The sequence below is a fragment of the Phaeodactylibacter sp. genome, from assembly GCF_040219495.1.
Taxonomy (GTDB): domain Bacteria; phylum Bacteroidota; class Bacteroidia; order Chitinophagales; family Saprospiraceae; genus Phaeodactylibacter.
Window position 1 is genome coordinate 1 of record NZ_JAVJSK010000103.1, and the last position, 14,937, is coordinate 14,937.

The following is a 14,937-nucleotide window of genomic DNA, read 5'->3' on the forward strand; positions in this document are numbered from 1 at the left end:
CCCGCCACCTTACGGTCGCCTGGGCGGGCGCAGTGCCCACGGGCACCGGGCATTTCACGCTCTCCAATATGCAGGGGCAGGCGGTATGGTCGGTCACCAAACCATCTGCACCAGAGGTACCGCTGCAGTTGCCGGAGTTGCTGCCGGGCGTTTATGCCCTGCGTGTGGAAGTGGAGGGGCAGATTTGGGTGGAACGGGTGGTGATTAAGTAGCCGACTTCGCGTTTCTACTTGCTACGTAGGCCGGAGAAGGTTAAAGTGTAGCCGACGCTTCGTCTTTACTTGCTTCGCCGGTTGGAGAAGGTTAAAGTAACATAAGATCACCGGGGGTACTATGACAAGCTATCGCCGGGGCATTCACCCGGTGCGCTTTTCGTGTGCCCATGGCTTGCAGGAGGGGCGAAAGCTCCTATCTATACGCTTAACAAAGTGGTCACCTACTGGCGCTAACGGGCAGCACAGGAACGATAAATGTCGGGCTTACAGTCCAGGCATTCATCGTCTGGGGTCATTGATCCAGACATTCATCGTCTGGAATCTTGGAGTTGCAACATCGGCCACTGAAAAAGCATAGCTTGTCAGGACAGGCGCAAACCCCTTCTCAGCGTGAATGCTGACCCTGCTGCCTTTAAGGTGGCCAAAGCCCACCGGAGAGGAGATACAGTCAAGCATTGGGTAGGTTTGTTGCTCCGATCTTTATCGGAGACCACTTAATCGTCATTATAAAAGAATAAAATGCGAGCATTTACTACCCTTGATTTTTGTAGAATAATTGTAGAAAAAAAGGGCAGAAAAGGGCGTAAAAAGGCGCAAAAGGGCAAGGAGAGAGAGTAAGCAAAACGGGCTAAAACCCAATAAAAAAGCCGCATTCAGCCTGAATTCGGCTTTTCGTTAAAGTTACTCAGCGGTCTCCGGCCGCCGTAGCCCGGCGGGATTGAGAACAAAACACACCCTTTCCAAAAAGGGCATAAAAACAAAAAGCCCGCCAACATTCTTTCGAATTTTGGCGGGCGAAGGCGGTCCGGACGGGACTCGAACCCGCGACCCCATGCGTGACAGGCATGTATTCTAACCAACTGAACTACCGGACCTTTATTCTTTCGAAAAGCCGCTTTTGGCTTTTTTCTTCTTACAAATACGCTATTGCGTTATTGCGAGTGCAAATATAAAAGCGTTTTTTATCCGATGCAACCTTTCGCTAAAAAAAAGTGAAAAAAAATATTTAGGCCCACGACTCTCTGCCCTTATTGCTACTTTTGTGCTTCCTGAACCCCAAAAAGAAAAGTGAAACACCCAAGTTGATCAATACGAGACCGGGCTGTCCTATGCACGGTGTGCCTCACCGCACTACGGCATAATCTACCTGAACAGCTCACAAAAAAGAAATGACTATGGTTTTCCTGGAATTTGAAAAACCGCTAGAAAGCCTCTACGAACAGTTGGAGAAAATCAAGCAGGTCGGAAAAGAAGGCGATGTTGATGTTTCCGAAATGACGCGCGAACTGGAAAACAAAATCAAGAATAAACGAAAGGAAATCTACAGCAACCTCACCGGATGGCAGAAAGTACAGCTTTCCCGCCACCCGGAGCGCCCCTACACCTTATACTACATCGGGCAGATGTGCCGCAAGTTTGTGGAGCTACATGGCGACCGCTACTATGCCGATGATAAGGCCATCGTGGGCGGCCTGGGCTCTCTCGACGGGCAGACCGTCGTCATACTGGGGCATCAGAAAGGGGTGAATACCAAAATGCGGCAGTACCGCAACTTCGGTATGGCCAACCCGGAAGGGTACCGCAAAGCGCTGCGCCTGATGAAACTGGCCGAACGCTTCGGCTACCCCGTCGTTTGCCTGATTGATACCCCGGGCGCCTTCCCGGGCCTCGAAGCTGAAGAGCGGGGGCAGGCCGAAGCTATCGCCCGCAACCTTTTTGAAATGGCGCAACTGAAAGTACCAATCGTTTGTGCAGTGATCGGCGAAGGGGCTTCGGGCGGTGCTATCGGCATCGGGCTGGGCGACCGGGTCTACATGCTCGAAAACACCTGGTACTCGGTCATCTCGCCAGAGTCCTGCTCCTCCATCCTCTGGCGCAGCTGGGACTACAAAGAGCAGGCCGCAGAAGCCCTCAAACTCACTGCCGACCACATGCATGAATTTGGCATCGTCGATGGCATCATCAAAGAGCCACTCGGGGGCGCGCACTCCGCTCCTGAAGAAATGGCGAAACTCCTCAAGCGCCAAATCAAAAAAGCCATTGCGGAAGTGCAGGACATGACGCCCGATGAGCGCATCGATGCCCGTATCGAAAAGTACAGCAAGATTGGTGTTTATGAACGTGTGGCTACCGAGGGTGCCAAATAGCCACCGCCTCACCACAAATAAACGACTATGGGTATGCTAAAAAACCTGCGCCTGAAGTTCCACTTCAAGGCACTCCATAATGAGCTGAGTAAGCGACAGCCTTCCAAAAACCGCAGCGCGGTCACCTGGAAAGGGGCAAAATCCATCGGTATCTTGTTTGATGCCAATGAGCCCGACCGCCGCAAGCACATCCTGAAATACGCAGACAACCTCCGGAAAAAGGGTAAACAGGTGCGCCTGCTGGGCTACCTCAGCCAACAACAGGAAGGAGAAGAGTTCTCCTTCCGGACCTTCACCCCTAAGGAGCAAGACTGGCGCTACTGCCCCAAAGGTGAGGAGGTCACTGACTTTATGAACCAATCCTTCGACTTGCTCTTCTTCCTGGGGCTGACAACCTCTCTTTGGAGCGAATACATCACGGCCTTATCCAAAGCGCAGCTGCGCGTAGGGCCTCCTACTGAACATACTTATGCCTACGACCTCATGATCGAAGTGCCGGAAAAAGCCGGCCTGTCCGCATTCATCACTCAAATGGAAAACCTGCTCGGCAAAACCAATACGCCCTATGAAGCAGCAACCGCACCTTAGTGGCACGGGGGTTGCCCTCGTTACGCCTTTTCGCAACAAAGCCATCGACTTCCCCGCCTTGTCCAGGCTCATTGAGCACACGATTCAGGGGGGGGTGGATTTTATCGTCTCCCTGGGTACAACCGGAGAAGCCATTACCCAAAGTCAGGAAGAATGCCGGGAAGTGCTCTCCCACACCGTCCGTGAAGTCAATGGGCGGGTACCGGTAGTCGCCGGCCTCTTCGGCAGCAACTATACCGAAAAGCTCGTCAACGTCCTTAAAGTCTATGATTTTGACGGCATCGCTGCCATTATGTCGAGCAGCCCGGCCTACAGCAAGCCTTCTCAGGAGGGCATCTACCAGCACTATATGGCCGTGGCGGAAGCGTCGCCCGTACCGATTATTATTTATAATGTACCGGGGCGGACCTGCTCCAATATTGAAGCTGAAACCACCCTCCGCCTGGCCCGCAGCAGCAGCAAATTTATCGCAGTAAAGGATGCTTCCGGGGATCTTGCACAGGCCATCTCTATACTCAAAGGTAAGCCGGAGCACTTCCAGGTGTGGTCCGGAGAAGACCCCCTGACCCTGCCCATGATCGCGTGTGGGGCCACCGGGGCGATTTCCGTGATCGCCAATGCCTTCCCGAAGCCGTTTTCCGGAATGGTCCGCCATGCGATGGCCGGCGAGCTGCAGGCCGCACGACGGCAGAACAACCTCCTGCATGATATCCACCCTTACCTCTATGCAGACGGCAACCCTGCGGGCATCAAAGGAGCGCTTGAAATGATCGGTATCTGCAGCAAAGAGACCCGCATCCCCCTCATGCCCCTCACCGACAAAACCTATCGGGCATTGCACGATACCCTTGAAAAAGCCGGGCTGTTGCCGTAATACCGCAGGCCGACCGCACCATACGTTCCTAAAAAGCGTTAGTTAGTAGAGCAAAATCAAAATTTCTATGCGCCTACTTTTCGCTGCCCTGTCGTTGCTGTTGACTTTTTCTCTTTACGGACAAGACTACCAAACCGTCAAAGACCTGAATAAAAAGGCGGAAAAACAGTACGAAGCCGCTCAAAGCCATATCAATGCCGGCCAAAATGCCGCTGCAATTGAAGTGCTCGACAAGCTGCTGCGGAAAGAACCAGCCTTCATCGATGGCTACCTGATGCAAGCCGACCTCCACCTTCGGCAGCGCGCTTTCGCGAAAGCAGAAACAGGCTTTGAAACCGCCTTGCAACTCGACAGCACCTATGCCCCTCTGGCCTACTACCTGTTGGCGCAAGCCGAATTCGAACAGCAAAAATACGAGGAAGCCAGGGCGCACCTGCAAGCCTACTTCGCCACCGGGAAGGCCGCTCAGAAACGTATTGCCGAAGCCCGGCAGTTGATGCGAAGTGCCGAATTTGCCGCCAAAGCCATCCAAAACCCCGTCCCTTTTGACCCCAGGCCGCTCCCCAGCGCCATCAATACCGAACGCCCGGAATACCTGCCTTCCATGGCAGCAAACGGCAGCATCCTGGTTTATACCACTCGTACTACGCCCCGCAACGAAGATATTTTCATCAGCCAGTGGCAGGATACCACCTGGGGCCCCGGCCAACCCCTCGAAGCCCTCAACACCGCCTTCAACGACAGCAGCCCCAGCCTTTCTGCTGATGGGCGCGCCATGGCTTTTACGCGCAACGACCGCAACGGCAACTTCGACCTCTACTACGCCCGCCAGGAAAACGGCACCTGGCAGGACCCGGAGCGCCTCCCCGCACCCGTCAATACCGCTGGCTTTGAATCCCAGCCCGCCCTCTCCGCCGATGGCAACCTGCTCCTTTTTGTGAGCGACCGGCAGGGTGGCTACGGGCGGCTCGACCTCTGGGCTACCCGCCGCAACCCGGATGGCTCCTGGCGTGAACCGCAAAACCTGGGCGACATGATCAATACGCCTCTCAATGAGCAAGCCCCCTTTTTCCACCCCGATGGGCAAAGCCTCTATTTCATGTCAAAGGGGCACCCGGGTATGGGGCAGTACGATCTGTTCCTGGCCCGCCTTAAACCCGATGGCTCCTGGGAGCGCCCGCAAAACCTGGGCTACCCTATCAATACTTCTAATAACGAAGGGGCCCTTATCGTCAGCCTCGATGGCAAAACAGCTTACTTCGATACCGATCAGCTCGGCCCTACTGCCCGCACCCAGGAAATGGGGAATGCCGACCTCTACACCTTCGAGCTATATGCGGATGCCCGTCCACAGCCGGCCACTTATGTGGAAGCCACGGTGCGGGATGCCGCCACCAAACGCCCCCTGCAGGCCCAACTCGAGTTTGTGCGCCTAAGCACCCGGAAGACACATCAGCAGGGTACTGCCGACGAGCGCGGGCAGTTCCTCGTCGTGCTGCCGCTGGGAGAAGACTATGCCCTCAATGTGCGCAAAGAAGGCTACCTGTTCCATTCTGAAAATTTCGACCTCCGCGAAGCCCAGGCAATCGATGAACCTTACACCTTGATCATTGAGCTGCGCCCGGTGCCGGAGACCGGGATTTCTGTGGAAACGCCTAGCGAGCCCGTTGTGCTTCGCAATGTTTTTTTCGCATCCGGCTCCGCTGAGCTCAAGCAGGAATCCATCCCGGAGCTTGACCGCCTCAGGGGATTTATGGAAGACAACCCCGACCGGGGCATCATCATCAACGGCCATACGGATAATGTGGGGGAAGAGGCTGATAACCTGGCCCTGTCTGAAGCCCGCGCGAAAGCCGTACGCGACTACCTGGCGTCACACGGTATCAACCCTATTCGACTCGGCTACAAAGGCTACGGTGAAAGCCGTCCCATTGCCACTAATGAGACGCCCGAAGGCCGCGCCCTGAACCGGCGCACGGAGTTTGAGATTGTGAAGTAAGATCAGGGATGTGCCGCCACCCAGACCTCCCCATCTTCAAAGATCTCTTTCTTCCAAATGGGCACAGTCTGCTTCAGGGTGTCAATGGCAAACTGACAGGCCTCAAAGGAAGCTTTACGGTGAGGAGTGGACACCGCAATAATGACGGCGATTTCGCCCAGCTCCAGCGTACCTACCCGGTGGTGAAAGGCGATTTTCTCCACCGGCCAGCGCGCTTTGGCCTGATCGGCGATCTTTTGCATTTCTTTGATCGCCATAGGCTCGTAGGCTTCGAAATCAAGCCGGAGGACGCGCTTGCCTTGCGTACTATTGCGCACCGTTCCGATGAATACATCTATGGCGCCAGCGCTGTGGCTGGCTACCCTGTCAATACACTGCTGTGGCTGAAGGGGCGTGTGGAGCAATTGTATATCGGTCATAATTTTTTTTAAGCCTTTTAGGGAACGATTTACCATTGCAGGCTGGTTCCTATCCAAAAGTAAGAAATAATGCCCCAATTTGCCATAAGCGACATCCACGGCTGTGCCAAAACCTTCGATGCCCTGCTGAACGAAATCCAGCTTAGCCCCTCCGATGAGCTATTCCTCCTCGGGGATTATATCGACCGCGGGCCGGACAGCAAAGGCGTAATCGATAAAATCCTGGCCCTGCAAAAAGATGGCTACCGGGTGCAGTGCCTGATGGGCAACCACGAGGAAATGTTGCTGGAATGCCTGAACCCTGCTGCTTTTGGCATGGCTGATTTATGGCAGAAAAATGGCGGCAACACCACCCTCCAAAGCTTTAGCCTGCCCGAAAATGCCAACCCCATGCATATCCCCAAGCTGTATCTTGATTTCATGCACCGGCTGCACCTTTACCTTGAGGTGGGCCCTTACCTTTTGGTCCACGCCGGCCTGAACTTCAACGCTCCGGAGCCTTTGCAGGACCTGAATGCCATGCGTTGGATCCGTGGCTTTTATCGGGACATCAACTACGACTGGCTCGATGGGCGCATCCTCGTGCACGGGCATACGCCGCAAATTACAGAGGCTACCGAACTGCAGCTCCAAAGTCTGCCCGAAAAGCAAGTGATCAATATCGATACCGGCTGCGTATTCAATAAGCATGACCGGGATACACTCACCGCCTTCAACCTCACCGACCAAACCTTAACTTTCGTAAAAAACCAGGAAACCCGGCCATGACACCTCAGGACTACAAGCAAATCAGCAAAAAACTAAGCCTGCTCCTACGCCATAAACCGGAACTTTACCACCTTGAACTGGATCCTCAGGGCTGGTGTGAGGTAGAAACGCTGCTCGCCGCCTTCCGTAAAAACGGGCAACCCCTCGACCGGTCTACGCTGGAAGCTGTAGTAGCTCAAAATGATAAACAGCGCTTTGCCTTTTCCACGGATGGAACACGCATCCGGGCCAATCAGGGGCATTCCATTGCCGTGCAGCTGGAGTATGCACCTCAGGAACCGCCCGCAGTGCTTTTTCACGGAACGGCCACCCGTTTCCTTAGCAGTATCTACGAACAGGGGCTGCTGAAGCAACAGCGGCATCATGTTCATTTGTCACCGGACATAGAGACCGCCTCAAAAGTGGGCGCCCGGCATGGCAAATTAGCGCTACTGAAGGTCGATTCGGCCCGAATGTTTGCAGACGGGTATTCGTTTTTTTGTTCAGAAAATGGGGTGTGGCTTACGGAACAGGTGCCGCCTGCCTATATACAACCTGCGTAATCTCCCGCACCTCCACAACTAATACTACGGGGAATGGGTTAACCTAAAACAACTTAACACATTGTGCTGAAAAGGCACAACCCTAAGAATGCCCTGTTGCTATGTCAAGAAAAGCCACCCGTATTGCGGCCCTGCTGGCCATTGCCCTGTTAGCCGCCTTATTTTTCTTTTTCCAGGACGACATCCTGGGTAAAGATCAACCTCAAAAAACAGTTGTTGCTGAAACTGCGGCCCAACCGGAAGCCCCCCCTCAAACTCCGGTTGAAGCGATGGTCACGCAGGCAACCTCGCTGCGCGACGCCATTTCCGTCAACGGTTCTACCGTACCCAACGAAGAGGTCGCCATCACCTCAGAAGTCGCTGGCAAAATCATTCGCATCAACTTCCGGGAAGGGGAGTATGCCAAACAGTGGCAGATACTGGTACATCTCGACGACGATGAGCTGCAGGCGGAGCGAAAACGCCTCGTGGTGCAACGGCGGCTCAACGAGAAAATCGCCGAACGCCTCAAGGCCCTCTACGACAAAGAAGGGGTAAGCCTTCAGGAATACGAAGTGGCAGCGGCAGAAGTGGAAAAAACAGAAGCCGATATTGCGTTGGTAGATGCGCAATTGAAAAAGCGGATCGTGCGGGCACCGTTTGCCGGGCGGCTGGGCCTGCGCATGATCTCCGAAGGCAGCTACCTTTCCCCGGGCGCACCCATCGTCAGCCTGGTGAGTATCAACCCCATCAAACTTGAGTTTGATGTGCCGGAAAAGTACAGCCGGGCTATCAAAACAGGCAGCCGGGTGTACTTCCGCCTCGACGGACAAGACAGCAACTTCCAGGCCACGGTCATCGCCAAAGAGCCTAATATCGACCCGGAGACCCGTACCCTCCGCTTCAAGGCACAGGCACCAAACCCTGACGGCCGTATTCTGCCCGGTGCCTTTGCAGATGTCAAGGTAGAGCTGGAAGAATTCGCCGGCGCGATTTTGGTGCCCACCCAGGCCATCATCCCTGAGCTGAACGATAAAAAAGTATTCCGCTACAAAAACGGTACGGCACAACCGGTCATCGTAAAAACCGGCATCCGGCAGGAACGCAACATTCAAGTCCTGGAAGGACTGAGCGTGGGCGACACCATCATCACCACAGGCCTGCTCCAAATTAAGCCCGGTGCACCGGTGCGTATTTCCAAGTTAAACTAACTACACTATGAGCTTGTCCTCACTAAGTATTAAGCGCCCGGTACTGGCATCGGTCCTCTCCATCGTCATCGTTCTCTTTGGGCTCATCGGGCTCACTTACCTGGGGGTACGCGAATACCCCAGTGTAGACCCGCCCATCATCACGGTAACCACCAACTACGTAGGAGCCAATGCCGATATCATCGAATCCCAGATTACAGAACCAGTGGAAGAAGCAGTGAATGGCATTGCGGGCATCCGCTCCATCACCTCCGTAAGCCGGGACGGCCGCAGTACCCTTACCGTAGAATTTGACCTCGAAGTTGACCTCGAAACCGCCGCCAATGACGTACGGGATAAAGTCTCACAGGTGGTTGGAGAACTCCCCCCGGACACCGACCCTCCGGTGGTATCCAAAGCGGATGCAGACTCCGACCCCATCATCTTCCTCAATATCCAAAGTGATCAACGCTCGCTGCTCGAACTGACCGACATCGCCGAGAATGTCTTCAAAGAGCGCCTGCAGACCATCAACGGGGTGAGCGAAATCCGGATATGGGGCCAAAAAAAATATGCCATGCGGCTGTGGATTGAGGCCGAACGCCTCGCCGCCTACGGCCTTACGCCACTGGATGTACAGCGCGCCCTGCAACAACAAAATATCGAGCTGCCTTCCGGCCGGGTGGAAGGGGCCAACACCGAACTCACCGTGCGCACACAGGGGCGCCTCACCACCCCGGAGGAATTTAACGACCTTATCCTCAAAGAAGAAAACGGCCGTATTGTCCGTTTCCGGGATATCGGGACCGCCGAGCTCGGCCCGGAGAACCTGCGCACCGTACTTAAAAGGGACGGCGTGCCTATGGTAGGCAATGCCATCGTCCCTCAGCCCGGTGCCAATAATATCGAAATTGCCGATGCTTTCTACGAGCGCCTGGAACAAATCAAAAAGGACCTGCCGGCCGACATCCAACTCGGCATCGGCTTCGACAAAACCCGGTTTATACAGGACTCTATTGACGAGGTGGAGCAGACCATCTATATAGCCTTTGGCCTGGTGGTCATGATCATCTTCCTCTTCCTGCGTGACTGGCGTACGACCCTCATCCCCGTGCTGGTTATCCCGATCTCGCTCATTGGTGCATTCTTCGTCATGTACGCCGCCAACTTTTCCATCAACGTCCTTACGCTCCTGGGCGTCGTGCTCGCTATTGGCCTGGTGGTGGACGATGCAGTGGTCGTACTCGAAAACATCTACACCAAGATCGAAAACGGCATGACGCCCCTCGAGGCAGCCATGAAAGGGAGCGAAGAGATTTTCTTTGCCGTTATTGCCACTACCATAGCCTTGGTAGCCGTATTCATGCCCGTGATTTTCCTACAAGGGCTGACCGGCCGATTGTTCCGGGAGTTTGGCATCGTGATTGCCGGGGCGGTGGTTATTTCCTCCTTTGTCGCCCTGACGCTCACCCCCATGCTATCGAGCAGCATCCTTAAAAAGCGGGATCGGCAGCCCTGGTTCTATCGGGTGACTGAGCCCTTTTTCGTAGGCCTCACTAAGGGGTACCGCAGCACGCTCAACGGTTTCATGCGGGTGCGCTGGCTGGCGCTTGTCATCATGGCCCTCTCGGGGTGGGCGATCTACTCCATAGGTGGCAGCTTGCCAGAGGAGCTTGCGCCACTGGAGGACCGCAGCCGTATCCGGGCTTTTGCCCGTGCACCGGAGGGCTCCACCTTTGAGTACATGGAAGCCTACACCGATAAGCTGGTAGAGGCGATGATAGAAGAAATCCCCGAAAGCAAAGGCGTCATTTCGGTGACCTCTCCCGGCTTCGGCGCTTCCACCTCCGTCAACTCCGCTTTTGCCTTTGCGGTACTGAAAGACCCTGCCAAACGGGAACGAAGCCAGATGGAAATCCTGGAGGCGCTGCAGCCAACCGTCAATGACCTTACCGGCGCTTTGACCTATCTCAGCCAGGAACAAAGCATCGGCAACGGGCGCGGCGGGCTGCCCGTACAATACGTACTGCAGGCGCCCAACTTCGAAGCCCTGAAGGAAACTTTGCCCCGGTTTGTGGAAAAAGTGCAGCAAGACCCTACCTTCAGCTTTGTAGACGTAGACCTGAAATTCAATAAGCCGGAGCTCAATATTGATATCAATCGGCAAAAAGCCCGCGACCTCGGCGTATCGGTACTGGACATAGCGCAGACCCTCCAACTGGGGCTCAGCGGGCAGCGCTTTGGCTACTTCATCATGAATGGGAAACAATATCAGGTCATCGGGCAGATACAGCGCGAAGGGCGGAACGAGCCCATTGATATCCGCTCCCTTTACGTACGCAACGAAGCTGGCAGTATGATACAACTCGATAACCTGGTGACCCTCGAGGAGCAAATCACCCCGCCCACCCTCTTCCGCTTCAACCGCTTTGCTTCGGCTACCGTTTCCGCCGGACTGGCAGGCGACAATACCATTGGCAGTGGTATCGAAGCCATGGACCGTATTGCAGCTGAAACTCTGGACGACGGCTTTTATACCACCCTGACGGGGACCTCCCGCGATTTTGCGGAGAGTGCTTCCAGCCTGGTGTTTGCCTTTGCGCTGGCGCTCGTGCTCATCTATCTGGTCCTGGCAGCTCAGTTTGAAAGCTTCATGGACCCGCTCATCATCATGTTCACAGTGCCCCTGGCACTGGCCGGCGCGGTCTTATCGCTCCTGCTTTACGAACAAACCCTCAATATTTTCAGCCAAATCGGCATCATTATGCTCATCGGGCTGGTGGCCAAAAACGGTATCCTTATTGTGGAGTTTGCCAATCAGCGGAAGGAAGCCGGGCTGAGCCGGATTGAGGCCATCAAGGAAGCCGCCGAGGCTCGCTTCCGGCCTATTTTGATGACCAGCCTATCGACCATTCTGGGCGTGCTGCCTATCGCCCTGGCGCTGGGTGCCGGCTCCGAAAGCCGGGTGTCAATGGGTATTGCCGTCATCGGCGGGCTGGTATTCGCAACGGCGCTGACGCTCTACGTGATTCCGGCCATTTATTCCTATCTTTCCAGCAAAGAAGCCAAGCGGATCAAACGGGAAGAAAAACTTAAAGCATTGGAGGAGGTTTAGGGCAATTGGCCGCCTTTGCAATCCCTGTAACCATCAGACGGCAGAATTCCGCAGGCAAAAATTGGAAAGCCAAAAAAGCAGAAGAACAACGAATGGCAGACGAAAAAAAACTATTCTTACTGGACGGTCACGCCCTGGTCTACCGGGCGCACTTTGCATTCATCAACCGCCCCCTGATCAACTCTAAAGGAGTAAATACCTCAGCAGTAATGGGGTTCACAAGAACGTTGTGGGACCTGATGCGCGATCAGAAGCCCACGCATATCGCGGTAGCCTTTGACTTGTCTACTCCAACTTTCCGTCACAAAATGTACGAGCCTTACAAAGCCAACCGGGAAGAACAGCCGGAGGATATCACAATTTCCATTCCATACATAGAAGCTATCGTGAAGGCCTTCAACATCCCTATCGTCACCGTAGATGGGTATGAGGCGGATGATGTGATCGGCACCCTGGCCAAGCAAGCCGAAAAAGAAGGTTTTAAAGTTTATATGGTCACGCCGGATAAGGACTTTGGGCAGCTGGTTTCCGATAATGTCTTTCTCTACAGGCCTTCCCGTCAGGGTAATGGTGTGGACATCATGGGCGTACCGGAAATTCTCGAAAAGTGGAACGTCAAGCGGGTCGAGCAGGTCATTGATATGCTGGGGCTGCAGGGCGACAGCGTGGATAACATTCCCGGCGTACCGGGCATTGGCCCCAAAACAGCTTCCAAACTGTTGGCAGAATTCGATTCTGTGGAAAAACTGGTAGACAGTACCGATCAGCTGAAAGGCAAACAGAAGGAACGCCTGGAAGAGCACCGCGAACAAGCCCTGCTGTCCAAAAAACTGGCAGTCATCGAGACGCAGGTCCCCATTCAGTTTGATGCCAAGGCCTACAAGATCGAAGGGCAGGACAATGACCGCCTCGCCGAGCTGTTTAAAGAGCTGGAATTCCGGGGCCTGGCCAGGCAGATACTGGGAGAGGATAATGTACCCGAACCGAATGCGCAGGGGGACCTGTTCAATCAGGATAGTGGTACAAAACAGGAGGTCAAAGCCCCGCCCGCCCACTCTGTTGCGGACAAGAATATTGGCAATACGGAGCACACTTACCACCTGGTCGACTCCGAAGAAAAGCGGGCTGAATTGCTGCGCCTGCTCATGAATGCCAAAAGCATTTGCTTTGATACCGAGACTACCGGCATTGATGCCACGCAGGCAGAGCTGGTGGGCATGTCTTTTGCGGTAAAGGCTCACGAGGCCTACTACGTTCCGGTGCCCGCGGACTACGAAGAGGCCGCCCGCCTCGTCCAACAGTTCAAAGCGGTGATGGAGGACGAAAACATCGAAAAAATAGCACAAAATCTCAAATACGACGCCCTCATGCTGCGCCGCTATGGCGTGGAAGTCAAAGGCCCTTACTTTGACACCATGATTGCGCACTACCTGCTGGAGCCCGAGTTGCGCCACAATATGAACTACCTTTCAGAGACCTATCTCAAATACCAGCCGATTGAGATCAAAAGCCTGATCGGCAAGAAAGGCAAGCAACAGAAAACCATGCGCGACCTGCCGCCGGAGGAAGTGGTAGACTATGCGGCCGAAGACGCCGATGTCACCTTTCAGCTCAAGGAGCTCCTCGCGCCTAAGTTGAAGGAAGAAGGCTTCCAAAAGCTCTACGAAGAAATCGAAGCGCCACTTGTCCGCGCCCTGGTCAATATTGAGCACGAAGGCATCAGGCTTGACGCCGGCTACCTCAATGCCTACTCCAAAGAGCTGGGTAAGGAGATTGACCAACTGGAAAAAGAAATCCACGCGGACGCAGGCACTGCTTTTAACGTCGCTTCTCCCCGTCAGGTCGGGGAGGTGCTGTTCGAAAAAATGGAACTGCCCTACCGTTACAAAAAGACCAAATCCGGGCAGTACTCTACAAGCGAAGAGAAACTGTCAGAACTGGCTGCCGAATACCCCATCGTTCAGAAAATCCTGGACTACCGGGGGCTGACCAAGCTGCGTTCCACCTATGTGGATGCCCTGCCCAAGCTCATCAACCCGCTTACCGGCCGCATCCACAGTTCTTTCAATCAGGCGCTGACGGCTACCGGCCGGCTGAGCTCCAATAATCCTAACCTGCAGAACATCCCTGTCCGGACGCCTCAGGGTGCGCGGGTGCGGGAGGCTTTTATCCCACGCGATGAAGACCATGTGCTGCTTGCCGCTGACTACTCGCAGATTGAGCTGAGGCTCATTGCAGAGATGAGTGGGGAAGAGGCCATGCTCGAAGCTTTCAAGTCCGGTAAAGATGTACACTCCGCCACGGCAGCCCGGGTCTTTGATGTCCCCTACGAGGAGGTCACCCGGGAGCAGCGCTACCGTGCCAAAACGGTCAACTTCGCCCTGATTTACGGTGCGGGTGCGACCAATCTGTCTCAGCAGTTGGGCATCAAGCGGAGCGAAGCTAAAGAGCTGATCAGCCAGTACTTCGACCGCTACCCGGACCTCAAAGGCTATATGGACGGTATTGTGGAAAAAGCCCGTAAAGACGGCTACGTTAAAACCCTGATGGGCCGCCGCCGCTACCTGCGTGATATCGACTCCCGCAACGGAGTACTCCGCAGCCACGCCGAGCGCAACGCTGTCAACACCCCGGTACAGGGGACGGCAGCCGATATGATCAAAATCGCCATGGTGCGCATCAATGATATTTTTGAAAAAGAGCAGTTTAAATCGAAGATGATCCTGCAGGTGCATGACGAACTCGTATTTGATGCCCATAAATCTGAATTGGATACCATCAAGCCGATCATCGAAGAGCATATGGTCAACGCCATCCCCAACCTCAGCGTACCGATCCTGGTAGAAATGGGAGAGGGGCAGAACTGGCGGGAAGCTCATTAGCAGTGGGGCAAAAATAAAATACACAACTTTCGGGAAGCTTTTGCCCCAACGTTGCAAAAAACCAGTTGTGTATTTTATTTTTCGAGAATCCCTTAGAGCATGTTTGGAGCTCGTTGCTATTGCAAATCAACGCTTTATGAACCCCGAAGAAATGCGGGGCAAGCTCTGACTTCCGCACTAAATTTTCATTTAGCCCGCTAAACTCAAATTTAGGACTTT

General features: G+C 54.4%; 12 protein-coding genes and 1 tRNA gene. 10 read left to right on the forward strand and 3 right to left on the reverse strand.

The window, feature by feature from the left end:
- Positions 1–212 (forward strand): T9SS type A sorting domain-containing protein (locus RIC19_RS16290; protein ID WP_350179405.1); only part of this gene is annotated, 212 nt, incomplete at its 5' end.
- Between the two features lie 282 nt (positions 213–494).
- Here RIC19_RS16290 and RIC19_RS16295 read toward each other — a convergent pair.
- Both RIC19_RS16295 and RIC19_RS16300 read right to left on the reverse strand, forming a co-directional pair.
- Complete coding sequence (locus tag RIC19_RS16295) at positions 495–671, reverse strand: hypothetical protein (RefSeq protein ID WP_350179406.1); 177 nt, start codon at positions 669–671, stop codon at positions 495–497.
- A 345-nt stretch (positions 672–1,016) separates the two neighbouring features.
- Positions 1,017–1,090, reverse strand: a tRNA-Asp gene (locus RIC19_RS16300).
- A 300-nt stretch (positions 1,091–1,390) separates the two neighbouring features.
- On the opposite strand from RIC19_RS16300, the gene RIC19_RS16305 reads away from it, so the two are divergent.
- The 4 genes from RIC19_RS16305 (at position 1,391) to RIC19_RS16320 (ending at position 5,823) form a co-directional block, all read left to right on the forward strand.
- Positions 1,391–2,362: an acetyl-CoA carboxylase carboxyltransferase subunit alpha gene (locus tag RIC19_RS16305; protein WP_350179407.1), complete on the forward strand. Its 972-nt coding sequence runs from the start codon at positions 1,391–1,393 to the stop codon at positions 2,360–2,362.
- Positions 2,363–2,389: 27 nt separating this feature from the next.
- Positions 2,390–2,950, forward strand: coding sequence for a DUF6913 domain-containing protein (locus RIC19_RS16310; protein WP_350179408.1), 561 nt, complete (start codon positions 2,390–2,392; stop codon positions 2,948–2,950).
- On the forward strand, positions 2,928–3,824 hold the full coding sequence (dapA, locus tag RIC19_RS16315; RefSeq protein ID WP_350179409.1) for a 4-hydroxy-tetrahydrodipicolinate synthase: 897 nt from the start codon (positions 2,928–2,930) through the stop codon (positions 3,822–3,824). Before RIC19_RS16310 ends, dapA begins: the two co-directional genes overlap by 23 nt.
- A 67-nt stretch (positions 3,825–3,891) precedes the next feature.
- Positions 3,892–5,823 (forward strand): OmpA family protein, encoded by a 1,932-nt coding sequence (locus RIC19_RS16320; RefSeq protein WP_350179410.1) that lies wholly within the window; start codon positions 3,892–3,894, stop codon positions 5,821–5,823.
- Between the two features lie 2 nt (positions 5,824–5,825).
- Here RIC19_RS16320 and RIC19_RS16325 read toward each other — a convergent pair whose 3' ends face one another.
- Positions 5,826–6,242 (reverse strand): molybdenum cofactor biosynthesis protein MoaE, encoded by a 417-nt coding sequence (locus tag RIC19_RS16325; RefSeq protein WP_350179411.1) that lies wholly within the window; start codon positions 6,240–6,242, stop codon positions 5,826–5,828.
- Between the two features lie 69 nt (positions 6,243–6,311).
- Here RIC19_RS16325 and RIC19_RS16330 point away from each other — a divergent pair, with 69 nt between their 5' ends.
- The 5 genes from RIC19_RS16330 to polA all read left to right on the forward strand — a co-directional run bounded on the left by RIC19_RS16330 (position 6,312) and on the right by polA (position 14,718).
- Positions 6,312–7,010, forward strand: a complete 699-nt coding sequence (locus RIC19_RS16330) for a metallophosphoesterase family protein (RefSeq protein WP_350179412.1) — start codon at positions 6,312–6,314, stop codon at positions 7,008–7,010.
- Positions 7,007–7,552 carry an RNA 2'-phosphotransferase gene (locus tag RIC19_RS16335; RefSeq protein ID WP_350179413.1) on the forward strand — a complete coding sequence of 182 codons (546 nt, stop codon included), beginning with the start codon at positions 7,007–7,009 and terminating at the stop codon, positions 7,550–7,552. The genes RIC19_RS16330 and RIC19_RS16335 overlap by 4 nt, the downstream gene beginning before the upstream one ends.
- A gap of 101 nt (positions 7,553–7,653) precedes the next feature.
- The gene (locus tag RIC19_RS16340) at positions 7,654–8,742 is read left to right on the forward strand and encodes an efflux RND transporter periplasmic adaptor subunit (protein ID WP_350179414.1); all 1,089 of its coding nucleotides are present in this window, start codon (positions 7,654–7,656) and stop codon (positions 8,740–8,742) included.
- A gap of 7 nt (positions 8,743–8,749) precedes the next feature.
- Positions 8,750–11,836, forward strand: coding sequence for an efflux RND transporter permease subunit (locus tag RIC19_RS16345; RefSeq protein ID WP_350179415.1), 3,087 nt, complete (start codon positions 8,750–8,752; stop codon positions 11,834–11,836).
- Between the two features lie 92 nt (positions 11,837–11,928).
- The gene (gene polA, locus RIC19_RS16350; RefSeq protein WP_350179416.1) at positions 11,929–14,718 is read left to right on the forward strand and encodes a DNA polymerase I; all 2,790 of its coding nucleotides are present in this window, start codon (positions 11,929–11,931) and stop codon (positions 14,716–14,718) included.
- Positions 14,719–14,937: the final 219 nt, after the last annotated feature.

Bases quoted from the DNA above. Each gene is read 5' to 3' on its own strand.
- RIC19_RS16325 (WP_350179411.1), bottom strand. From the start codon at position 6,242: ATGACCGATATACAATTGCTCCACACGCCCCTTCAGCCACAGCAGTGT.
- RIC19_RS16330 (WP_350179412.1), top strand. From the start codon at position 6,312: ATGCCCCAATTTGCCATAAGCGACATCCACGGCTGTGCCAAAACCTTC.
- RIC19_RS16320 (WP_350179410.1), top strand. From the start codon at position 3,892: ATGCGCCTACTTTTCGCTGCCCTGTCGTTGCTGTTGACTTTTTCTCTT.
- RIC19_RS16340 (WP_350179414.1), top strand. From the start codon at position 7,654: ATGTCAAGAAAAGCCACCCGTATTGCGGCCCTGCTGGCCATTGCCCTG.
- RIC19_RS16305 (WP_350179407.1), top strand. From the start codon at position 1,391: ATGGTTTTCCTGGAATTTGAAAAACCGCTAGAAAGCCTCTACGAACAG.
- RIC19_RS16295 (WP_350179406.1), bottom strand. From the start codon at position 671: ATGCTTGACTGTATCTCCTCTCCGGTGGGCTTTGGCCACCTTAAAGGC.
- dapA (WP_350179409.1), top strand. From the start codon at position 2,928: ATGAAGCAGCAACCGCACCTTAGTGGCACGGGGGTTGCCCTCGTTACG.
- RIC19_RS16345 (WP_350179415.1), top strand. From the start codon at position 8,750: ATGAGCTTGTCCTCACTAAGTATTAAGCGCCCGGTACTGGCATCGGTC.
- RIC19_RS16335 (WP_350179413.1), top strand. From the start codon at position 7,007: ATGACACCTCAGGACTACAAGCAAATCAGCAAAAAACTAAGCCTGCTC.
- RIC19_RS16310 (WP_350179408.1), top strand. From the start codon at position 2,390: ATGGGTATGCTAAAAAACCTGCGCCTGAAGTTCCACTTCAAGGCACTC.
- polA (WP_350179416.1), top strand. From the start codon at position 11,929: ATGGCAGACGAAAAAAAACTATTCTTACTGGACGGTCACGCCCTGGTC.